This window comes from Streptomyces sp. NPDC002276, assembly GCF_053891435.1.
Window position 1 is genome coordinate 879,395 of the sequence record NZ_JBSFCQ010000001.1, and the last position, 22,004, is coordinate 901,398.

At 69.0% G+C, this 22,004-nt stretch carries 19 protein-coding genes and 1 riboswitch; of the genes, 11 read left to right on the plus strand and 8 right to left on the minus strand.

What is annotated here, in order from left to right; all coding sequences use genetic code 11:
- Nucleotide 1 precedes the first annotated feature (1 nt).
- Nucleotides 2–1,279, minus strand: a complete 1,278-nt coding sequence (locus tag ACWIHT_RS04070; protein ID WP_456164134.1) for an ABC transporter substrate-binding protein — start codon at nt 1,277–1,279, stop codon at nt 2–4.
- Between the two features lie 352 nt (nt 1,280–1,631).
- On the minus strand, nt 1,632–2,099 hold the full coding sequence (locus tag ACWIHT_RS04075) for a hypothetical protein (protein WP_456164136.1): 468 nt from the start codon (nt 2,097–2,099) through the stop codon (nt 1,632–1,634).
- A gap of 99 nt (nt 2,100–2,198) precedes the next feature.
- Here ACWIHT_RS04075 and ACWIHT_RS04080 point away from each other — a divergent pair, with 99 nt between their 5' ends.
- Entirely contained in the window at nt 2,199–2,669 is a 471-nt protein-coding gene (locus tag ACWIHT_RS04080) for a cupin domain-containing protein (RefSeq protein ID WP_456164138.1), read from the plus strand.
- 63 nt (nt 2,670–2,732) lie between these two features.
- Here the strand turns inward: ACWIHT_RS04080 and ACWIHT_RS04085 are convergent, their stop codons facing one another.
- Entirely contained in the window at nt 2,733–4,175 is a 1,443-nt protein-coding gene (locus ACWIHT_RS04085; RefSeq protein WP_456164140.1) for an aromatic ring-hydroxylating oxygenase subunit alpha, read from the minus strand.
- A 58-nt stretch (nt 4,176–4,233) separates the two neighbouring features.
- Nucleotides 4,234–4,536, minus strand: coding sequence for a ferredoxin (locus ACWIHT_RS04090; RefSeq protein WP_456164142.1), 303 nt, complete (start codon nt 4,534–4,536; stop codon nt 4,234–4,236).
- A 250-nt stretch (nt 4,537–4,786) separates the two neighbouring features.
- On the opposite strand from ACWIHT_RS04090, the gene ACWIHT_RS04095 reads away from it, so the two are divergent.
- The gene (locus tag ACWIHT_RS04095; RefSeq protein ID WP_456164144.1) at nt 4,787–5,770 is read left to right on the plus strand and encodes an NAD(P)/FAD-dependent oxidoreductase; all 984 of its coding nucleotides are present in this window, start codon (nt 4,787–4,789) and stop codon (nt 5,768–5,770) included.
- A 62-nt stretch (nt 5,771–5,832) separates the two neighbouring features.
- On the opposite strand, the gene ACWIHT_RS04100 is transcribed toward ACWIHT_RS04095, so the two are convergent.
- On the minus strand, nt 5,833–7,422 hold the full coding sequence (locus ACWIHT_RS04100; RefSeq protein WP_456164146.1) for an FAD-dependent oxidoreductase: 1,590 nt from the start codon (nt 7,420–7,422) through the stop codon (nt 5,833–5,835).
- 32 nt (nt 7,423–7,454) lie between these two features.
- Entirely contained in the window at nt 7,455–7,973 is a 519-nt protein-coding gene (locus ACWIHT_RS04105; protein WP_456164148.1) for a VOC family protein, read from the minus strand.
- Between the two features lie 170 nt (nt 7,974–8,143).
- Here ACWIHT_RS04105 and ACWIHT_RS04110 point away from each other — a divergent pair, with 170 nt between their 5' ends.
- Nucleotides 8,144–8,602 carry a hypothetical protein gene (locus ACWIHT_RS04110; RefSeq protein ID WP_456164150.1) on the plus strand — a complete coding sequence of 153 codons (459 nt, stop codon included), beginning with the start codon at nt 8,144–8,146 and terminating at the stop codon, nt 8,600–8,602.
- Between the two features lie 5 nt (nt 8,603–8,607).
- Here the strand turns inward: ACWIHT_RS04110 and ACWIHT_RS04115 are convergent, their stop codons facing one another.
- Nucleotides 8,608–9,510: a LysR family transcriptional regulator gene (locus tag ACWIHT_RS04115; RefSeq protein ID WP_456164152.1), complete on the minus strand. Its 903-nt coding sequence runs from the start codon at nt 9,508–9,510 to the stop codon at nt 8,608–8,610.
- Between the two features lie 174 nt (nt 9,511–9,684).
- Between ACWIHT_RS04115 and ACWIHT_RS04120 the strand changes: the two genes are divergently transcribed.
- Nucleotides 9,685–10,623 (plus strand): family 2A encapsulin nanocompartment shell protein, encoded by a 939-nt coding sequence (locus ACWIHT_RS04120; protein WP_456164154.1) that lies wholly within the window; start codon nt 9,685–9,687, stop codon nt 10,621–10,623.
- Nucleotides 10,624–10,625: 2 nt separating this feature from the next.
- Nucleotides 10,626–12,632, plus strand: a complete 2,007-nt coding sequence (locus ACWIHT_RS04125) for a family 2A encapsulin nanocompartment cargo protein cysteine desulfurase (protein WP_456164156.1) — start codon at nt 10,626–10,628, stop codon at nt 12,630–12,632.
- 78 nt (nt 12,633–12,710) lie between these two features.
- Here the strand turns inward: ACWIHT_RS04125 and ACWIHT_RS04130 are convergent, their stop codons facing one another.
- The gene (locus tag ACWIHT_RS04130) at nt 12,711–14,396 is read right to left on the minus strand and encodes an ABC transporter family substrate-binding protein (RefSeq protein WP_456164158.1); all 1,686 of its coding nucleotides are present in this window, start codon (nt 14,394–14,396) and stop codon (nt 12,711–12,713) included.
- Nucleotides 14,397–14,578: 182 nt separating this feature from the next.
- Between ACWIHT_RS04130 and ACWIHT_RS04135 the strand changes: the two genes are divergently transcribed.
- The 6 genes from ACWIHT_RS04135 to ACWIHT_RS04160 all read left to right on the plus strand — a co-directional run bounded on the left by ACWIHT_RS04135 (nt 14,579) and on the right by ACWIHT_RS04160 (nt 22,003).
- Nucleotides 14,579–15,565, plus strand: a complete 987-nt coding sequence (locus ACWIHT_RS04135; protein ID WP_456164160.1) for an ABC transporter permease — start codon at nt 14,579–14,581, stop codon at nt 15,563–15,565.
- On the plus strand, nt 15,562–16,461 hold the full coding sequence (locus ACWIHT_RS04140; RefSeq protein ID WP_456164162.1) for an ABC transporter permease: 900 nt from the start codon (nt 15,562–15,564) through the stop codon (nt 16,459–16,461). Before ACWIHT_RS04135 ends, ACWIHT_RS04140 begins: the two co-directional genes overlap by 4 nt.
- Nucleotides 16,458–18,257 carry a dipeptide ABC transporter ATP-binding protein gene (locus tag ACWIHT_RS04145; protein WP_456164164.1) on the plus strand — a complete coding sequence of 600 codons (1,800 nt, stop codon included), beginning with the start codon at nt 16,458–16,460 and terminating at the stop codon, nt 18,255–18,257. The genes ACWIHT_RS04140 and ACWIHT_RS04145 overlap by 4 nt, the downstream gene beginning before the upstream one ends.
- A gap of 79 nt (nt 18,258–18,336) precedes the next feature.
- Nucleotides 18,337–18,906 carry an AAA family ATPase gene (locus ACWIHT_RS04150; protein ID WP_456164166.1) on the plus strand — a complete coding sequence of 190 codons (570 nt, stop codon included), beginning with the start codon at nt 18,337–18,339 and terminating at the stop codon, nt 18,904–18,906.
- A 33-nt stretch (nt 18,907–18,939) separates the two neighbouring features.
- Nucleotides 18,940–19,049, plus strand: a riboswitch (SAM riboswitch).
- Between the two features lie 237 nt (nt 19,050–19,286).
- The gene (locus ACWIHT_RS04155; RefSeq protein WP_456164168.1) at nt 19,287–20,921 is read left to right on the plus strand and encodes an ABC transporter substrate-binding protein; all 1,635 of its coding nucleotides are present in this window, start codon (nt 19,287–19,289) and stop codon (nt 20,919–20,921) included.
- On the plus strand, nt 20,918–22,003 hold the full coding sequence (locus ACWIHT_RS04160; protein WP_456164170.1) for an ABC transporter permease: 1,086 nt from the start codon (nt 20,918–20,920) through the stop codon (nt 22,001–22,003). Before ACWIHT_RS04155 ends, ACWIHT_RS04160 begins: the two co-directional genes overlap by 4 nt.
- The last annotated feature ends 1 nt before the right edge of the window (nt 22,004 follow it).

A 22,004-nucleotide genomic window follows, 5' to 3' on the forward strand; every position in this document is an offset into this window, starting at 1 on the left:
ACTAGCGCGCGAACAACGAACTGGGGTCGACGACCCGCAACTGCCCCAACTTGCCGTCGGACGACACCGTGCCGGTGACCTCCTTCGCCGAGCAGGCCGCGGGCAGTCCGGGTACCGCCTTGGAGTCGCAGCTGAACGTGATGCCGTGGCCGGCCGGCAGTACGACGTTCTTCGCCGTGCGCAGCTGCGCGGTGATCGTCTTCGCCGAGACCGTGCCGGTGAGTCCGTGCAGGGCGCGGACCAGGCCGAGCACGCCCTGATAGCCGACCGCCGCGTAGCCCTGGGTGGGGGTGTCGGGGCTGTACTCCTTCATCACCTGTCGGAAGAGCTGGGCCTCCGGGTCGTTGCTCGCCACGTCGAAACTGCTGAAGACCTGAAGCCCGTCCATGCCCGCGCCCACCGCCTGGACGACCTCCGGGGACACGCACGACTGGACGCTCATCCGGGCGATGCCCGCCCCGAGCGTGCCCATCGCCTGGAGCACGGAGGTGCACACGGTCGGATCCGCCACGACGGCGACGGCGTCGGGTTTGTTCCGCAGCGCGGCGCTCACCTGCGGAGACGCGTCCGGGGTGCCCGCGGCCACCGTCACGATCCGCAGTCCGACACCCGCCTTGGCGAACACAGGTTTGCCGATGGCCTCGATCCCGCTGACCGCGGCCGGCGCGTCGATGACGAACGCGGCCACGTTCTTGTACCCCTTCTCCTTGGCGTACGCGGCCATCGACGTCATGGTCGTCGGGAAACCGCCCGTCCAGGAGAAGGCGTTGGCGGTGGTGCCCTCGGAGTTGCTCGCGGCGATGGCGGTCGCCCACGGAATGCCGGCCTTGGTCACGATCGGCACCATGGAGTCGCCCAGACCGCTGCTGGTCAGGACCACCGCGTCGACCTTCTGCTCGACCATCTGGTTCGCGCAGTCCCGGGCCGTCGCCGGTTCCTCCTTCGTCTTGCAGACCGTGAGTTCGACGGGCCTGCCCGCGATCCCGCCGAGGTTGGCGTTGGCGTACTTCATGGCCGCCTGGGCGGCTTCCCTGGTCTCGGGCTGGCTGATCGCGGAGCCGCCCTCGTTGGTGATGAGGCCGATCCTGACCGGAGTGCCGGTGGCCTTCTTTCCGGGGAATGCGCTCGCCAGCGCGGCCGGGACTTTCGTGCTGTCCGCGGCGGTGGTGGCGCCGTCACCGCCACTGCCGCAGCCCGCGAGCAGGAGCGTGGCCGACACCAGCGCGACCGACGTGCGTGACCTGGGTGAGGAGATGGCTCGTCCGACCGACTCGATCATGTCTGCGTCCCAACGTGTCGGCGAGTGCCCGGCACTCGCTGCGATCAGCGACCGGCGGCGCCGTGCGGCGACGCTGCCGTCCGAGAAAGTGAAGAGAGAGCCGCGAGTGGAGGTCGAACGGCACGAGGGCCGGGCGCCGCGGCAGACCATGTCGGCCGGCGTGGCGTGGACGTCACGACCGGCGACGAGACGGACCGGCTCCCACGCGGTTTCCCGCAGAACCGGCCCGTGAGCAAGAAGAGTATACGTAATTGCAGTCGGCCGGAATGGGTCGTACGGGACTTGTCCATGAGATCGGCCCCTCCTCCGGCAGTGTGCCTGGAATGAGGGGCCGAAATATATGGCGGGTTGGTCAGTGGCCGCGGTGCACCCAGCCCGCGTCGTGCCAGTACGTCTCAAGGTTCTCCATCGGCTCGGGCCAGGTCTCGACGTAGGTGACGCCCTCGGGTCCAGCCGTCATGAGATAGGGGGTTCCGGCCTCGCTGATCCAGAACTCGCCCGGACCGATGGTCCGGCCGCCCTCTTCCCCGTCCTTGCCCCATGCGACGTGGAACTCACCGCCGAAGACGATGATCAACTCGTCGAGGTTGTGATGGTGGCGGGGGACCGCGAAGTTCGGTGCGCACCGCAGGCCGTTCAGATTGAACGACGGGTCCACCTTCGTCGACCACCACATGTTCCCTTTGAAGGTCTGCTCCATGTCGACCGGCGCATCGGCCAGGAGACCACCCTCGCTCCACAGATACGTGGGAGCGGACTGGTCGACCGGCAGCTCGATCCAGCCCTCGTCCGACAGCAGATTGAAGAACTCGATTCCCATGCCCCGATAGTGGGGACGGGGAGAGGCCGTGTCATGCGTGAATCCCGTTGGCCGGGACCTTCCCACGACACCGTGTGCGGCCGTGCGTACGGTCGCCGCGTGACTCTTACATTCGGTGATCTCGTGGAAGACGCGGACTGGGTTCCCATGGGCCTGGAGCAGCAGGGCCATCCGCAGTACTTCTGGAACGACGGCGGTCTGCTGCGGGACGCGCCCGTGGACTTCGCGGCGACGTTCGACGGCGCGATGTGGGTGACCACGAAGCCGATCGACATACCGCGCTTCAACCGCAACCCGCTGCGCGTGCGGCCGAACTTCACGGTGCCGCGGCACCACCACAACGTCGACGAGATGCTCTTCGTCTTCGCCGGCGAATACCACATCGAGCACTACGAGTCGGGCGAGCCGCAGACCGTGCGGGTGGGCCCGGGGGACGTCTTCCTCAGCCGGGCCGGTACGCCGTACACGATGACGGCGGGAGCCGAGGGGGTCACCTACATCGAGACCTGGCCCAAGCCGGTGCGGGAGCTGGAGACGTACTGGCACGACGTCGGCTGGGTCCGGCGGTAGGTCACCGACACGATCGTGTCCCGGCTCCTGGGAGCCGGGACCACGGATCGGACGTCGGACGGGTCAGTCCGTCCAGAGGAACCGGTCGGCCACCCGGTGATGGTTGTAGATGGTCATCTCCTGCTCCTCGCTCAGCCGGTGGCCGTCGAAGCTGGGCGAGTGCATGCCCACCGTGACCTCCTTGGCGTTCATCAGGTCCTGGGTGAAGATCTCGCCGAGGTCGGCCTCCCGGAAGTCCTCGAAGAACTGCGGCTGGAAGTCCCGCTTCTTGTCGTAGTCGGCGACGGGGACCTGGTCCAGGCTGAAGATCTCGAAGATGCAGTTGTCCGGGTCGAGCCCGTCGGGCCGCGCCCGGTAGCCGAACACCGAACCCTGGTTGGGCAGCAGGATCGTGTTCGGGAACACGTTCCACGCCGTACCGGCCTCCGCCCACTGCTGGGGCGTGATGTCCGGCCAGTCGTACCCCTCGGCGAGGGACAGCTCCTTGTACAGCTGCAGGTAGTACTGACCGGCGGTCATCCCCTCCGGCACCTCGGCCGTCTTCAGCGCCTCGGCGGCCCGCCAGCTCCGCTCGTTCTCCAGACCGCGCATGTCGTCGGCGATGTACTGCACGCTCAGCGCGACGGAGAGCCGCTCGTCGGTGATGCCTCCCGTGCCGCCGCGGTCCGTCGGATCCTTGACCGCGCTGTCGGCACCCGCCTTCTTCTTCGGGCCGACACTCGAATAGTGCGCGTGCCGCTCGTACACGGTCGTCGGCGCCCACATCCGGTTCTCAAGTTCCTTCATCGAGGCGATGTTGGTGTTCGACTTGTCGAAGCGGTACAGCTGCGGATGCGTCCCCGCCACGTGATAGGCCTCAAGGAACCCGTCCAGTGCGGTCTTCCAGTTGCACGGCAGCAGCACGCTCTTGTGCCACCGGTACCGCATGTGCTCGAACTGGAACGGCGCGAAGATCCGCGGGATCGGGTCGAGGTATTCGAGCAGCGGCTTCGCGTCCGGGTCCATGTTGATGAACACGAACCCGCCCCACTGCTCCGCCCGCACCTGCACCAGGCCGAGGTCGTCGTCCGAGCGCGGCACGAACTCCTCACGGTCCAGCACCAGCCGGATCGAACCGTCCAGGTTCCAACGCCAGCCGTGGAACGGGCAGATGAGGGAGCCGACCCGGCCCCGGCCCCGCGCCAGCCGCGTACCGCGATGCCGGCACGCGTTGAAATAGGCGCGGATCGAGTCCTTGGCCTCCCGCACGACCAGGATCGAATGACCACCGATCTCGTACTCGACGAAACAACCGACACCCGGCAGTTCCTCCACCCGGCAGGCCATCAGCCAGGCCCGGGTGAACACCTTGTCCAGTTCCAGCTTGAGGAACTCGGGATCCAGATAACGGCCCTTGGGCACGAACGCACGCGAAAGCCGGTACTTCTCCGGGACCTTCTCGGCCGGCACATCGCCCTCGAACCATGGGACACGACGGTCCACTTGGGGCTCAACCACGGCAGACACCGATCACCACTCCTCCACTAGACATACGTGTACGGCTCCAGCGGGCCGCAAGGCGAGGTCAGCCGGCGTCGGGCCCGGCGACCTCGGTCCCGTCGGCGCGCCGCACCACGTGGATGCAGTTGCCCGGGCACTCGTCGGCTGCGTCGATCACGTCCAGGCGCAGCCGCTCCGACACATCGGCCTGTGCGCCGTCCGGTGTCAGCAACTCCCCGTCGGGGGCGTCCTTGACGTAGGCCAGCCCGTCGTCGCCGAACTCGAAGACATCGGGGGCGTACTGGGTGCACAGACCGTCACCCGTGCACAGCTTCTGATCGATCCACACCCGCACCTCATCGCTCACGGGCCCTGCCTCCTCGTCCACGAAAAGCTCCCAGCACCACAGGGCGTACGGGCCTCGGCCCGTCGTCGCGGTGGCGGTGAGAACGACTCTCCACGCGGCGCCCCGGACCGTCCACCGACCGTCCCATCAACCGGGACCGGTACCGCCGCCCCTGGTCGGACGCCTCCTACACTCGACCGGCCGACGCGGGGCGACGTGAGTCACCGCCGCCCACCGCCCGCCTCACGGCCATCGCCGGAGCACCCCGCCCACACCCCCAGGAGGCCGGCCCGTGGCCGAGACCGTGACCACAGACATCCTCATCGTCGGCGCCGGCCCCATCGGGCTCTACGGCGCCTACTGCGCGGGCTTCCGCGGACTGCGGACCGTCCTGGTCGACGCGCTGCCGCAGTGCGGCGGCCAGATCACCGCGCTCTACCCGGAAAAGGAGATCCGTGACATCGCCGCAGTCCCAGGCACCCGAGGCCGCGACGTCGTCACCGCCCTCAAGGACCAGGCCGACGCGTTCGAACCGACGTATCTTCTGGGCCGCCAGGCGGTCGGCCTCGCGCACTCGCCCGACGGACGGCCGCAGGTCACCCTCTCCGACGGCGTCACGGTCGACGCCGGAGCGGTCGTACTGACCGCCGGGATCGGCACGTTCACCCCGCGGACCCTCCCGGCGGGCGAGGAGTTCCTCGACCGGGGACTGAGCTACTTCGTCCCCGACCCGGCCGAACACACCGACCGTGACGTCCTCGTCGTCGGCGGCGGGGACAGCGCCGTCGACTGGGCCCTCGCCCTGCACCCGGTCGCCCGCTCGGTGACCCTGGTCCACCGCCGCGGCACGTTCCGGGCCCACGCGGCCAGTGTCCGCGAACTGCACGAGTGCGGGGTCGGCATCGTCACCAACGCCCAGGTGGAGACCCTGTCGGGCGACGACCGGCTGCGCCAGGCGCACTTGAAGGTCGACGGGGAGACCGAACCCCGCGTGCTGAAGGTGGACGCGGTCGTGGCCGCGCTCGGCTTCATCAGCAACCTCGGACCGCTGGCCGACTGGGGCGTCGCGCTGGAGCGGCGCACGATCGTCGTCGACACCAGGATGCGCACGACCGTCGAGCGGATCTACGCCGCCGGCGACGTCACCGCCTATCCCGGCAAGGTCCGCCTGATGTCCGTCGGCTTCGGGGAGGTCGCGACCGCGGTCAACAACGCCGCCGTCGCCCTGGACCCCGCACTGTCCCTGTTCCCCGGACACTCCACCGAATCCGCCTGAACACGCCTGACTCCCTCTCGAAGAGACCGACTTCGAGAGGGAGTCAGGCGTGTTCCGCGTGTCTATTCGCTCCCGTCCGCCATGTCGACGGCGGCGATGTAGGCGAACGCCATCGCCGAACCCAGGGGACCGCCCGCGCCCGGGTAGATCCGGCCGGACATCGGCGCCATCGTGTTCCCGGACGCGTACAGACCGGTGATCACCGAGCCGTCGGGCCGCAGGACGCGCGCGTGCTCGTCCGTCTTGAGACCCCCCTTGGTCCCCAGGTCGGACAGCACGACCGAGGCCGCGTAGAACGGCGCCTTGTCGATCACCCCGAGACAGGGGTTGGGCCCGTCGGTGTGGGACCCCGCCATCTGCGTGATCATCAGGTCCCAGGGATCCTCACCCCGACCGAACTCCTCGTCCTTGCCGCCACGGGCGTACCCGTTGAACCGCTCGACGCTCTCGGTGAGCGCCCCCGCCGGCAGACCGATCAACTCCGCCAGTTCCTCCAGCGTGTCGGCCCGCTTCAGCACACCGGCGGCGAGGAACTTCTCGACGTCGAACCAGCCCGGAACCTGCGGCGCGACCGGCAGCCCGGCGAACGCCTTCCTGTTGTCGAACTGGCGCTGGTCGAACACCCAGTGCGTCGGCAGGTGCGACACGCCCGACGACCTGTGCGCCTTGAGCATCTCGTGACCGGCGCGGTCGTAGGGGAGCCGCTCGTTCATGTAGCGCTGTCCCGCAGCGTTGACCCAGATACCGCTCCAGACCGACGTGTAGAACACCGGGCGCGTGTCGGGCACGACGAGGCCCGGTGCGAACCACGACTCGTCGAGCAGGTCGGTCGCCGCGCCGATGTCCGTGCCCGCGACGAGGGCGTCGCCGGTGTTGCCCGGGCAGCCCTGGGTCCACTGGTCGGTGACTCCGGGCTGGAAGCGCTCACGCAGTTCGCCGTTCCGTTCATAGCCGCCCGCGGACAGGAGCACGCCTCGGCGGACCCGGAACTCGACCAACTCGCCCTCGCTCAGGGCCTCGACGCCGACGACCGCGCCGTCCTCGACCAGGAGACGCGTCAACTGGGTGTTCGTGCGCACGGTGCCGTTGCCGGTCTCCATGAAGGCGAGCAGCGTCCGGCCGATCAGGGCCTGCCCGCCGATCATCTTCGGGCCGGCATCGACACCCCAGCGTTCCGTCCACAGCGGCCGGCGCACCAGCGGTTCCAGATCGCCGAGTTCGGACCGGTCGAGGTCCGGAGGGAAGATGGTGCGCCCCTGCGGCAGGCTCCCCGGCCGTCCCGCGAAGTAGTCGGGCACGCCCTGCCAGACGAACTGCCCGAACCGCGGATTCCGCTCCAACTCCTCGATCAGAACAGGCCCTGCTTGCAGGAACGCCTCCCGCAACGAGGCCGGCGAGTCGTCACCGACGATCGCGTCGAGATAGGGACGTGCGACATCGGGACCGTCCTCGACCCCGGCGCGTTGCTCGGCCGCGTTGCCGGGCAGCCAGAGTCCGGCGCCCGAATAGGCCGTGGTCCCGCCGACGTACTCCGTCTTCTCGATGACCAGCGTACGGAGCCCGCGAGAGGCCGCCGCGTACGCGCCGACGAGCCCCGTGCCCGAACCGACGACAACGACGTCGTAGGCATCGGCTGTGCCTTGGTCGCTCATGACGTTTCCTCTCCCGATCCCGAATTCCCTTGTCACCGGCCCGCGTTGGACGCGGCCTCAAGGTGTGCGAACCCCTGGGCGGATGCCTCGTCCAGCTCCATGACCTCGACGTAGTGGCCCAGTTCGGCCGTCATGTCGAGGTAGCCGAAACGGATGCCACCGCTGTCCCCGAACTGCTTCCAGGTCCTGCCGTTCGCGGTGACGATCGCGGACGCCTCGTCGAAGTCGTCGACGCGGAAGCCCAGATGATGCAGCGTCGCGGGCTCCCCGGGCCGGACGGCGCCGCGATAGAGGTCGACCGAGCCGCCGACCGGACGGATGATCTCCAGGTTGGTCGCCCCGGCGTTGACCAGCGCCACATCGATGACCCACTCGTCGGCGGGCGCACCGTCCACCACCACGTAGGGGATGCGCGGGGCGTCGGCACCGACGGGCGGCAGGCCGCCGCCCAGCGAGGACTTGAAGTGCTTGACGGACCGCACGGTTCCCAGCCTCGATTCGAGGAAGGTGGCCGCCGCGTCGATGTCGTCCGTCACGTATCCGAGCTGCATGAAATTACGGAAGAGGTCACTCAACGACCGCACTCGGCACCCCCTGCTCTGGCTGGCCCGGCGGACCACGGGCATCGACTGTCCACCCGCCACCCGTGGTCGTCCACCGCATGTCCCACCAGACGGAATCGGCGACGACGGCGCCGACCTCGCGGTGGCACGATGCGGCGATGACCACATCCAGCGCGGGCGCGGCCCAACTGCCCGTGGACCGGGCGTCGATCGAGCACCGGCTCATCACCATGCGCAAGGCGGTCGTCCAACTCGACGGGCTCGGAGCGCTGGACAGCGCCCGCCTGGCCGCCGATCCGGGCGCCGGGCTCGTCATCGAACGCATTCTGGCGCTCTTGTACGACCTGGCCGCCGCCATCAACCGGGCCGCGCCATCGGGCCGACAACCGGAGACGTCAGCAGCCTCGTTCGGCGCGGCCGAGCGGGCCGGAATGATCGACGCCGAACTCGCCGACGCCCTGGCACCGGCGGACGGCCCGCACCACGTCCTCGTACAGCTGTGTCTGGACAGCGAACCCGAGCGGGTCCCCGCGATCGTGGACGCCGCGCGGTCCGGATACCGGGAGTACGTACGGCAGGTGACCGACTGGATCACCACTGGTCCCGGGGAGGACTGAACCGGTCAGGCGGGCCATTCCGGTTCGGTGACGGTCGCGGCGAGTGCGTCGAGGAGCACTTGGGCGGGCTGCGACGCGGGCGGCTTGCCGTAGACGGCGGCCACTACCTGGCGGCGCATACCCGGGATGCGGTGGAGGCTGACGCCGGGGTGCCGGTTGGCGAGAAGGGTGAGGCCCGGCAGCAGGCTCACGCCGAGCCCGGCCGCGACGAGCGCCTGTACGGCCACGTAGTCGTCGGTCTCGAACTCGACCACCGGCTCGAACCCGGCCCGCCCGCAGGCCGCGACGAGATGCTCCCGGCAGCGTTCGCACCCGGCGATCCAGCGCGCGTCGGCATAGGTGGCCAGCTCCGCCCGGGGCCCGTCCCAGCACCGGTCAGCCGGGGTGACCACGTACAACGGCTCGTCGAGCAGCGGCGTCATCGTGGTGTCGCGGCGGTCGCGCTGGGGCGGGTCGCCGTGCTCGAAGATCAGCGCCACGTCCACGTCGTTGTTGCGCAGCGCGTTGAGCGCGTCGGGCGGCTCGGCCTCCCGCAGGGTCAGGTCGATCGCGGGATGTTCGACGGACACGCGGGCGGCGGCGAGCGGCACCAGGGTGGCCAGCGCGGAGGGAAACGCGGCCAGCCGGACCCGGCCGGTGCGCAGCCCGGCCAGCTCGTCCAGCTCCGCGTGCACCGACTCGACCTGCGCGAGGATCGACTCGGCCCGGTCCACCAGCAGCCGGCCGGCCTCCGTGAGCCGGATACCGCGCCCCATCCGCTGCAACAGCGGAACCCCGACCTCGGCCTCCAGCTTGGCGAGTTGATGACTCACCGACGGCTGGGCGTAGTGCAGTGCCTCGGCGGCTGCCGTGATCGAACCCTCACGGGCGACGGCGACCAGGACGCGCAACCGACTCAAGTCGATCATTTGTGAATCATAGACCGCGTCGATGACAGCCTCGAAAACACGCATTGGACCATTACCGGGCTCACTGCGACGGTGAATCGATAGTGGGTGCGAGAGATCTCGGCCGTACCTGTCCCGTCGGCGATCTCACCCCTCACGCCTGCCCGGATCCCGGGCGCCGAAAGGAGATGGCGCATGACCACGGCTGTGAATCCACCGTCGCGATCGATGTCGGTGAGCGACAGCGCGGCGCGGACCCTCGCGAACGCCACCAAGACCGTTCCCCAGATGAGCTCCATCACGCCTCGCTGGCTGGTGCATCTGATGTCCTGGGTCCCGGTCGAGGCCGGCATCTACCGGGTGAACAAGGTCGTCCACCCCGAGTCGGTGCGCATCGAGTGCGACAACTACGACGAGTCGCCGCTGCCGGACACCTTCGTCGACTACGAACGCGAGCCGCGCGAGTACCGGCTCAAGGCCGTCCAGACCGTCCTGGACCTCCACACCCGCATCTCCGACCTGTACTCCAGCCCGCACAACCAGACCGCGCAGCAACTGCGGCTGACCATCGAGGCGGTGAAGGAACACCAGGAGGGCGAGCTGATCAACAGCCCGGAGTACGGGATGCTGGCCAGCGTGGCGGACACCCAGCGCATCTCCACGATGGCGGGCCCGCCGACCCCGGACGACCTCGACGCCCTCATCACGAAGGTGTGGAAGCAGCCCGCCTTCTTCCTCACCCACCCCGAGGGCATCGCCGCGTTCGGCCGGGAATGCACCCGGCGAGGCGTACCGCCGGCCACGGTCAGCATGTTCGGCTCGCAGTTCCTGACCTGGCGCGGCCTGCCGATCATCCCGTCTGACAAGGTCCCGCTGGAGAACGGCAAGACCAAGTTCATCCTGCTGCGCACGGGCGAGTCGCGCCAAGGTGTGGTCGGACTGTTCCAGCCCGGGCTGTCGGGCGAGCAGGGGATGGGCCTGTCGGTGCGGTTCATGCAGATCGACCGCAGCGCCATCGCCTCCTACCTGATCTCCCTCTACTGCTCGCTCGCGGTCCTCACCGAGGACGCGCTCGCCGTCCTCGACGACGTCGAGGTCGACAAGTTCCATGACTACGCGCCGAGTTACCGGTAGCCATGACCACGCCCCCAACCACCGGTAACGAAGCCGCCCCGGCGTGGCTGCCGGACGAGGAGACGCTGAGCCGGATGGCCGGGGAGTTCTTCCGAGCACTCCCCGGGCAGCCGGCGGCCATGGCGTCCGACACGGAGGCGCCGACTCCGGCCTTCGACGGCCGACCGGAATGGCCGACACCCACCGGCCTGCCACACGCGGACTCCTCTCCTACGGCGACTACGGCGACTACGGCGACTACGGGGCCGCCGGCCGCGCAGGCCGCCCCCGCTGTGCCCACCGGTCCGCCGGCCCCGGGCCCGTTCCCCGCCCAGCCGGTCGCAGCCCCTTCAGTGCCGGTGCCGACCGGCACGCCCGCCGCGAACCCGGCCCCTCCGATGCCCACCGGCATCCCGTCCATGGACCCGCCGCCCCCGGCGCCGACCGCAGGAATGAGCCCACCGTCCGGGCCGCCACCGACCAGCGCCCCCGCCACATTCATGGCGAGCCCCTATGCGGTGGGTGCGCCCGGCGGCGCCACCCCGGAGGTGTCGGCGCCGCCGGTGGCCCCGGGACCGCCGCCCGTCCCCTCGTCGGCCGCACCGGCCCACCTCCCTGACCCGGGGCCGTACTACTTCCTCACCGAGGCCGCCGGGTTCCCCGCCCAGGCCCCGGAGCTCCCCGGCTTCGGACACCTCGGGCTGCCGCCGCTGCCCGAGGCGATGGCACCGACGGCGACGACCGCGCCGTACTACTTCGTGCGGGAACCCGACGTGTCCGGCGTCCCGTCGGCACTGCCGCTCGACCAGCACCCGGCCTTCGACGTGCAGGCGGTGCGCCGGGACTTCCCGATCCTGTCCGAACTGGTCAACGGGCGCCCGTTGATCTGGCTGGACAACGCGGCGACCACGCAGAAGCCGCAGGCGGTGATCGACCGGCTGGCGGAGTTCTACTCGCGGGAGAACTCCAACATCCACCGGGCGGCACACGAGTTGGCCGCCCGGGCGACGGACGCCTACGAGGGCGCCAGGAAGACCGTCGCCCGGTTCATCGGGGCCGGTTCCGCCGAGGAGATCGTGTTCGTCCGGGGCACCACCGAGGCGATCAACCTGGTCGCCAAGGCATGGGGTCCGGCGCACATCCGCGCGGGCGACGAGATCGTGCTCTCCCACCTGGAGCACCACGCCAACATCGTGCCGTGGCAGATGCTGGCGGAGCAGACCGGCGCGGTGATCAAGGTGATCCCGGTCGACGACAGCGGCCAGTTGCTGCTCGACCAGTACACCGCCCTGCTGTCCGACCGCACCAAGCTCGTCGCGGTCACGCAGATGTCCAACGCGCTCGGCACCGTCGTACCGGTCGAGCAGATCATCGAGATCGGCCACCGGGCCGGGGCCCGCGTGCTGGTCGACGCGGCCCAGTCGGTCCCGCATCTCCCCATCGACGTAAGGGAGTTGGACGCCGACTTCCTGGTCTTCTCCGGGCACAAACTGTTCGGACCGACCGGGATCGGCGTCCTCTACGGCAAACGGGAGGTCCTGGAGGACATGCCTCCGTGGGAGGGCGGCGGCAACATGATCACCGACGTTACCTTCGAGAAGTCCACCTTCCAGCCACCGCCGGGCCGTTTCGAGGCCGGGACCGGCAACATCGCCGACGCGGTGGGGCTGGCCGCGGCCATCGACTACGTCGAGCGCGTCGGCCTGCCGAACATCGCCGCCTACGAACACACCCTGGTCGAGCACGCCACCGAAGGCCTGCGGTGCGTACCCGGGCTGCGGTTGGTCGGCACGGCACCGAACAAGGCGAGCATCGTGTCGTTCGTCCTGGACGGCTACGAGCCGGCCGAGGTGGGCACCGCGCTCAACGAGGAAGGAATCGCGGTCCGTTCGGGCCACCACTGCGCGCAGCCGATCCTGCGCCGCTACGGCCTGGAGGCCACCGTGCGGCCGTCGTTCGCCTTCTACAACACGCACGGAGAGGTGGACACGCTGATCGCGGCGGTCAGGCGGCTCGCGGACCGTCGCTAGCCGAACGTGCCACGTGCCACGTGCCACCACAACGGCTGCGGCGGAGACCTTGGACAGGTCTCCGCCGTAGCCGTTGCGTCACTTCTTCAGCCAGCCGACCTTCGTGTAGTCGACGTCCGCGAGGCCGCTCGCGCCGTAGTTGGCGAGGTTCGAGCGGACCGCGAGGACCTGGGGGCGCTGGTAGACGGGGATCGAGTGGCCCAGTGCCCAGATCTTGGCGTCGGCCTCGTTGTAGAGCTTGTTCGCCTCGGTGGTGTCCGTGGTCTCGGTGGCCTTCTTCAGCAGGGCGTCGACCTCGGGGGAACCGACCGAGCCGTAGTTCTGGTAGAGGTTCTTGCCGGACGGCTCGCGGTAGATCGGGTACGCCTGGGAGCGGAAGATCTGGTCGACCCAACGGAAGCTCGTCAGATCGAAGTTGCCGATCGTGACGTACTTGGAGAAGTAGTCGTTCGACGGCACCTTCACGATGTTCAGCTTGATGCCGACCTGCGCCAACTGCGCCTGGACCAGCTCCGATTGGTCCACCTGCGCGGAGGTGGAGCCCGCGCTGAGCGTGTAGCCGAGAGTGAGCTGCTTGCCGTCCTTGACGCGCTTGCCGCCCTGGAGTTTCCAGCCCGCCGCGTCCAGCAGCTCGCCCGCCTTTTTCAGGTCGTACGTGCCGTACGTACCGGAGTTGTCCTGGTACCCGGCCTGGTTGGGCATGAAGAAGTGGCTGCCGTACGGCTTGAGTTGGACCGGGAGGTCCTTGCCGAAGGCGGTGGCGATGGACTTGCGGTCGATGGCGTGCTGGAGGGCCTGGCGGACACGCACGTCCTTGAGCGGGCCGCGCGCCCCGTTGAACTCGATGTGCACCTCGTCCCAGCGCGCGCCGACCCGGATGTCCGTACCGGCCGCCTTGTACAGCCGCTTGTAGTCCTCGGGCAGGAGCGCGGCGGCGTAGTCGATCTCCTTGTTGAGGTACGCGTCCGTCCAGGCGGTGTAGTCCAGGGCGCGGAAGACGATCGAGTCCAACTTGGGCTTCGTTCCCCACCAGTTGGGGTCCGGTACCGCCGTGATGGTCTGGGCCGTCTTGTCGTACGAGGAGATCTTGAAGGCGTTCCCGGTGATCGGGATCCGCTGTGTCCAGCCTTTGTTGAACTTGTCCGGGGTGTCGATCCCGGCGGCCGGCAGCAGTGGGTTGAACAGGTGCTTCCAGTCGGCGTACGGCGTGGTGAAGGTGACCTTGACCTGGTGTGCGTCGGCGCCCTGCTCGACCTTGCCGATCTGTTCGTAGCCGGAGGTGTCGGCGGCCTCGTACGCCTTGTCCGTGCCGTTGTTCGCCTGCCACAGGGCCGCGAAGTCCCGCCAGTCGACGGCCTTTCCGTCGGACCACTTCGCTTTGGGGTTGAGCTTGTATACGACCGTCTGCGGGCTGGTGGAGGTGACCGAGACGGAGAGCAGGAAGTCGGTGTCGGGGTGGGACTCGCCCTGGGCGTCCGCCCAGAACAGCCTGGGTTCCACGAGCGCGTTGATGTCCTGCGCGTCGCCCTGGTTGCCGTTGGCGGTGTAGCGGTTGTAGTCCGCGATCCACTGCGAGATCGCCAGCTTGAGGGTGCCGCCCTGCTGGATGTCGCTTAGCGGACGGGCGTTGATCTCCTGGCTGCCGGCCGGGGCCGCGCTCTGCCGTGCGACGGGTTTGCCGTCGTCGGAGGAGCCGCAGCCGGTCACCAGTAACGCGGTGGCCGCGGTGGCGGCGACCCATGCAGCGGTGGACGTCTGTCGCATGTCGGTGTCCTTCGTGAGGCCGGTGGTCGTCAGTGGGGGGCGCCGGAACTCGGGGTGGGCGCACCGGACTTCAGGTGGATGCACCGAACGTAGAACGGTCTACGACCCCCGGGGGAGACCCCCTGGACACCTGACATGTTCTCTTCATAAAGTGGCAACAAGGCACCTGGACCATTTCTACTGTGCCCGCCTACCTGGCCAAACGACTCGGCTACTACGCCCTGTTGCTCCTGGCCGCCGTCTGCCTCTCCTACCTGCTGGCCTCGCTCGCGCTCCACCCGCGCGAGTACTACGCCGGCCGGCAGCCGCCCATCCCGGTGGCCTCGGTGAACCACCATCTCGACGAGATCGGCGTCAACGACCGCACCCCGCTGCCGAGTCGCTTCCTGCGCTGGCTCGGGCACGCGGTGCGCGGCGACCTCGGCGAGACCATCGACGGCACCTCCGTCGACGCCGAGTTCGGGCGCCGACTCGGCGTCAGCCTGCGGCTGTTGCTCGCCGGGACCGTGTTCGGGACCGTCGTAGGGGTGCTCGTCGGGGCCTGGACGGCCGTACGGCAGTACCGGTTCAGCGACCGGGCCGTCACCCTCGCCTCCTTCGCGCTCCTCTCGACTCCTGTGTTCCTGCTGGCGATTCTCCTCAAGACCGGCGCGATCTGGTTCAACCAGACCACCGGCACGGACCTGATCCAGTTCACCGGAGAGAAGAGCCCCGGCGTGACCGGCGGCTTCTGGACCGTCCTCAAGGACCGGAGCGTGCACCTGCTCCTGCCCACCCTCTCCGTCGCCCTCTTCGCCGTCGCGAGCTACAGCCGCTACCAGCGCAACACCATGCTCGACGTCCTCGGCTCCGACTATCTGCGCACCGCACGCGCCAAGGGCCTCGCCCGCCGCACGGTCTTCCTCAAACACGGACTGCGGACGGCCCTCATCCCCATGTCCACCTACTTCTCCTACGGCTTCCTCGCGCTGTTCACCGGCGCCATCTTCACGGAGACGATCTTCGGCTGGCACGGCATGGGGGAGTGGTTCATCGCGTCGATCGGCAAGAACGACGTGAACTCGGTGGTCGCCGTGAACCTCTTCGCCGCCGTCACCGTGCTGCTCTCCGGCTTCCTCGCCGACCTCCTGCACGCCGCCCTCGACCCACGCATCCGGCAGGCATCATGACCACGACCGTCATCGCCGAAGAGGCCCCCGTCGCCGCCCCGCCCGCCGGTCGCGCCACCGTCGTCCTGCGCCGTTTCCTGCGCAACCGCACCGCCCTCGCCGGAGCCGTCGTCCTGGTGCTGCTGTTCCTGCTGGCCTTCGCCGGGCCGTACACCACCAAGTGGTCCTACAGCCACATCGACTACACCGCGCTGCGCGCCGCACCCGGCGGCGACCACTGGTGGGGCACCAACCGCATCGGCCAGGACGTGTTCGCGCAGACCGTGCGCGGCCTACAGAAGTCCCTCGTCATCGGACTGCTCGTCGCCGTGCTGTCCACCGGGCTCGCCTCGCTCGTCGGCGCCTGCGCGGGATACTTCGGCGGCTGGACCGACCGGCTCCTCATGTTCTTCGTGGACCTGCTGCTGGTCTTCCCCTCCTTCCTGATCATCGCGATCGTCTCGCCCCGGCTTAACTCCCGAGGCTGGTTCGCCCTGGTCGGGCTGCTCGGACTCTTCGCCTGGATGATCACGGCCCGGGTCGTGCGGTCCATGACGCTCTCCCTCAAGGAGCGCGAATTCGTGCGCGCCGCACGGTACATGGGCGTCGGACCGTTCCGGATCATCTGGCGGCACGTGCTGCCCAACGTGGCCTCCTTCCTCATCATCGACGCGACCATCCAGGTCGGCGGCGCGGTGATGAGCGAGACCGCGCTGTCGTACTTCGGCTTCGGCGTCCAGCCGCCCGACGTCTCGCTCGGCACGCTGATCGCCGACGGGACGAGCGCCGCGGTCACCTACCCCTGGATGTTCTTCTTCGCGGCCGGACTGCTGGTCGTCTTCGTACTGGCGGTGAACCTGGTGGGCGACGGGCTGCGGGACGCGCTGGACCCCACCTCGAAAGGCGCCTCCCGATGAGCCCGATCCTCCAAGTGACCGACCTGGACGTCGACTTCGACGGGCGGCCCGCCGTGCGCGGAGTGGGTCTCACCCTCGAACGCGGTGAAGTCCTCGGCCTCGTCGGCGAGTCGGGCTCCGGCAAGTCCGCGACCGCGCTCGCCGTCCTCGGCCTGCTCCCGGGCAACGCGGCCGTACGCGGATCCGTCCGCCTCGACGGGCAGGAACTCGTCGGTGCCTCGGAGCGCCAACTCACCCGGATCCGCGGCAGCCGCGTGTCCATGGTCTTCCAGGACCCGCTGTCCGCGTTCACGCCCGTCTACCGGATCGGCGACCAGATCGCCGAGGCCGTACGGGCCCACCAGGACGTCTCCCGCGAACAGGCACGGCAACGAGCGGTCGAACTCCTCGACCTCGTCGGCATCCCCGAACCCGCCCTGCGCGCACGGGCGTTCCCGCACGAGTTCTCCGGCGGCATGCGCCAGCGCGCGATGATCGCCATGGCGATGGCCAACGACCCCGACATCATCCTCGCCGACGAACCGACCACCGCCCTCGACGTCACCATCCAGGCACAGGTCCTCGACGTCCTGCGCACCGCGCAACGCGAGACCGGCGCCGCGCTGCTCCTGGTCAGCCACGACCTCGGTGTCATCGCCGGGACGGCCGACCGGGTCGCCGTGATGCACGAGGGACGGCTCGTCGAATCAGGCACGGCCGACGACGTCTTCGAGCGCCCCCAGGAGCCGTACACGAAACGGCTGTTGGCCGCCGTCCCCCGGATGGACACCCCGCGCGCACCCCAACCACCCACCGGCGAAACGGTGTTGAAGGTACGCGGCCTCACCAGAACCTTCCCGCTCCTCAAAGGGACCGCCTTCAAGCGCCGCATCGGCTCCGTGTACGCCGTCGACGGCGTCGACCTCGACATCCGGCGCGGCGAGACACTCGCCCTCGTCGGCGAATCGGGCTCCGGAAAGTCGACGACGCTCTTCGAACTCCTCGAACTGGCCCCGCCGGAAGGCGGATCGATCGAGCTGTTCGGCAACGACCTCGCCGGACTCGGGAAGGCGCGGGTGAAGGCCCTGCGTCGCCGCGTCCAGATCGTCTTCCAGGACCCGATGGCCTCCCTTGACCCCCGCATGCCCGTCGGGGACATCGTCGCCGAACCACTGCGCACCCAGGGCGCCGACCGGGCGACGATCGGCCGGCGCGTCCCCGAACTCCTCACCCAGGTCGGCCTGGACCCGGCCCACGCGGAGCGCTACCCGCACGAGTTCTCCGGCGGCCAGCGGCAGCGCGTCGGCATCGCCCGAGCACTCTCCGTCGAACCCGAACTGCTCGTCCTCGACGAACCGGTCTCGGCACTCGACGTCTCCGTCCAGGCCGGGGTGCTGAGCCTGCTGCAACGTCTCAAGGAGGAACTGGGCCTCGCCTATCTCTTCGTCTCCCACGACCTGTCCGTGGTGCGGAACATCGCCGACCGCGTGAGCGTCGTCTACCTCGGACGCACGGTCGAGGCGGGCCCCGTGGACGAGGTGTTCGAGCGCCCCCGGCACCCCTACACCCAGGCCCTCCTCTCCGCCGTACCCCTGCCGGACCCGGCCCGCGAGCGGGAACGGCAGCGGACGCGCATCCTGCTCGCCGGCGACCCACCGAGCCCGACACGACGCTACGACGGCTGCCGGTTCCGGGCCCGCTGCCCGCTCCATCCGCAACTGGCGGAGCCGGAGCGGAAACGGTGCGACCAGGAGGTGCCGGTGTTCGGCGAGGACGGGGCGGCCTGCCACTTTCCGCGGGTACGGGAGGTCGTCTGATCCGCGATCCACACCGGGTTTCGCCCGCCCGCCCGGACACCCTCGCACCGCCGTCGGTCACACCTCGATCGGAGCCACGATGAGCCCGGAATTGATGATGTCGAATGCCGCTCTCATCGTCATCGGCGGATTCCCCGGCACCGGGAAGACCACGCTGTCCCGACTCCTGGCCGCACACATCGGGGCGGTGCATCTGCGCGTCGACACCATCGAGCAGGCGCTCGTCCGGTCCGGCCTGGCGCAGCACCCCGTCGGGCCGGCCGGCTACGTCGTCGGGTACGCCCTGGCCGAGGAACACCTCCGGCAAGGGCTCACCGTGATAGCGGAGTCGGTCAATCCGCTGGCCGTCACCCGGGACAGCTGGCGCGGCGTGGGGGCCGGGGCGGGCCTGCCGGTCGTAGAGGTGGAAGTCGTCTGCTCGGATCCGGCCGAGCATCGACACCGCTTGGCCTCCCGGGAGGTCGACATTCCCGGTCTGCCGCTCCCGGACTGGCAGCAGGTCCGGCAACGCGACTACGAACCGTGGAACCGTGAGCACATCACCCTCGACACTGCCGGAGAGGGACCACAGGACTCGCTCAACTCTCTTCTCCAGCACCTCGATCGACTCCGGCTCCTCGCACCGGTGCCGCTCCCCGGGGCGTCTTGACGGCGAGAGAACAGTCGATCTACGGTGAGCGCGAGCTACGAGTTCCGGTGATCAAGCCCTGGCTGGCCGGACGGCAACCCTCGACGCAGTGGGGTGCCCCAGGTGACGGCTCGGCGGATGTTTCTGTTCTGCAAGTGCGTTTCCACCGGCCTCAGTTGCCGGCGACACCCCTAGGAGGACGACGTGGCAACCGGCCTCGTGCTGTGCTCCCGGCGCCATGTGGATCTGCTGCTGGTCTCCAGCTGTCTCTGTCACAGCTGACCCGTTCCCCGCGCAGCACCTTCACCCACTCCCACCCTTCACGCGACAGCGTGCGCTCGGCAAGTCCTGCCCGCCGCACCCCTTTCGCGCACCCATCCATGCGGAGACAGAGACCAGCCATGGCACACTTCAGCACCGTCAGACCTCTTCGGCCCCTCGGCGCGATATCCCTCGGCACGGCGTTCCTGGTCGCCCTCACCGGCTGCACCAGCAGCAAGACGTCCACCGGCTCCGACGGCCCGACGATCACCGTCGGTACCACCGACCAGGTGACCAGCCTCGACCCGGCGGGCGCCTGGGACGCGGGCTCCGGCACCATCGAGAGCGAGGTCTACGCGACCCTCCTCAGCGTGAAGAACGGCGCCACGGAGGTCTCCCCGGACCTCGCCACCGGCATCAAGCTGACCGGGCCCAAGGAGTACACGGTGACTCTGCGGAAGGGCCTGAAGTTCGCGAACGGTCACCAACTCACGTCCTCCGACGTGAAGTTCAGCTTCGACCGGACCCTGAAGATCGCCGACGAGAACGGCCCCTCGTCGCTCCTCTACAACCTCGCCTCGGTCGCCGCCCCGTCACCGACCACGGTCGTCTTCACCCTCAAGTCCGCCAACGACACCCTGTTCCCCCAGGTGTTGTCCACCGCGGCCGGCTACATCGTCGACGAACAGACCTTCCCCGCGGACAAGATCCTCGACGACAAGGCCATCGTCGCGGCCAAGCCATGGAACGGCCCGTACGGCGTCACGAGCTACGACAAGAACTCGCTGGTCTCCTTCACCCAAAACAGCGGGTACGGCGGCCAGTTGGGCACCCCGAAGACCAAGAACATCCAGCTCAAGTACTACACCGACGCCAGCAACCTGAAGCTCGACGTCCAACAGGGCACCGTCGACGCCGTCTACCGCACCCTCACCACCGCCGACCTCGACGACCTGGCCAAGAAGAAGGACATCAAGGTCCACACCGGTTCCGGCAACGGCATCCGCTACATCGTCTTCGACTTCGCCACACAGCCCTACGGCACCAAGACCAAGGACGCCGACAAGGCCAAGGCGCTGGCCGTCCGCCAGGCCGTCGCCGATTCCGTCGACCGCGCCCAACTCGCCCAGCAGGTCTACAAGAACAGCTACCAGCCGCTGTACAGCTCGGTGCCCGACGGACTCACCGGCGCCAGCGACTCCTTCAAGTCGCTCTACGGCGACAAGAACGGCGGCCCCGACAAGGCGGCGGCCGCCGCACGGCTGAAAGCGGCGAAGGTGACCACCCCCGTCACCCTCAACCTCCAGTACAACAGCGACCATTACGGCTCGTCCTCGGCCGACGAGTACGCGCTCGTCAAGACCCAGCTCGAAGCGACGGGGCTGTTCAAGGTGAACCTCCAGTCCACCGAGTGGACCCAGTACGGCAAGGACCGCATCAAGCACCTGTACCCGCTCTACCAACTCGGCTGGTACGCCGACTACTTGGACGCCGACAACTACCTCTCGCCCTTCTACTCGGCCAACAGCTGGGTCGCCAACGGCTACGACGACCCCGCCGTACGCTCGCTGATCCTGAAGGAGGAGACCGAGACCGACGCCGCCAAGCGCGCCGAACTCCTCAAGGAGGCGCAGGACAAGGCCGCGGCGCAGGTGCCGCTGCTGCCACTGCTCCAGGGATCCACCGCGATCGTCACCCGCACCGACGTCAGCGGTGTACCGGACGCGCTGACCAGCGCGTACACCTTCCGCTGGGCAGGACTCTCGAAGAAGTGAGCGCCCTCACCCAGGAGACGGCCCCCGGCGCCGTCGGCAACCCCGCCGACGGCGCCGCCGGGTACGGACTCGCCCGCTACCTGGTGGTCCGCTTCCTCCTCATCATCCCCACCGTGTTCATCCTGGTCAGCCTGGTCTTCTTCCTGATGCGCGCCACCGGCGACCCGATCAGCGCCGCCTTCGGCGACCGGCTCACCCCGGACCAGCTCCAGGCGAAACTCCACCAGGCGGGCTACGACCGGCCGTTGCTCACCCAGTACCTGGACTACCTGAAGTCCCTGGCGACCGGTGACTTCGGCCGCACGGTCACCGACAACGAACCCGTCACCCACGTCCTGGGCACCTACGGCGCGGCCACCGTCGAACTCGCCTTCTACGCCCTCGTGGTGGCCCTCGCCGTCGGTGTGCCGCTCGGCATGGTGGCGGCCTCGTACCGGGACCGCGCACCCGACGCGGCGCTGCGCCTGTTCGCCGTCCTCACCTACGCCACCCCGGTGTTCTTCGTGGGGCTGCTGCTGAAGCTCGTCTTCGCCATCCAACTCGGCTGGCTGCCCGCGTCCGGCCGGGCGAGCACGGACGTCCAGCTCTTCCTCCAGAACCAGACCAGCACGACCGGCTTCTATCTCATCGACGCCCTGCGGAGCGGCGACGGAGCGGCCGTGACGGACGTGCTGAAACACGCCGTACTGCCCGGCGTGGCGCTGGGGTTGCTCGTCGCCGGCATCCTGCTGCGGCTGGTCCGCACGAACCTGATCGGCACCCTGGGCGCCGACTACGTCGAGGCCGCCCGCTCCCGGGGTGTCGCGCCCTTCCGCCTGGTGACCCGACACGCGACGCGACCAGCCCTGATCCCCGTCGTCACCGTCCTGGGACTCCAGGTCGCCGGACTGCTCGGCGGAGCGGTACTGACGGAGACCACCTTCGAGTGGAAGGGCCTCGGCTACGAACTCGCCCACTACCTGACGGTCCGTGACTTCCCGGCGGTGCAGGGCATCGTGGCCCTGTTCGCCGTCGTCGTGGCGGTGACGAACTTCCTCGTCGACGTCGTCGCGGCCCTCATCGATCCCCGAGTGAGGTACTGAG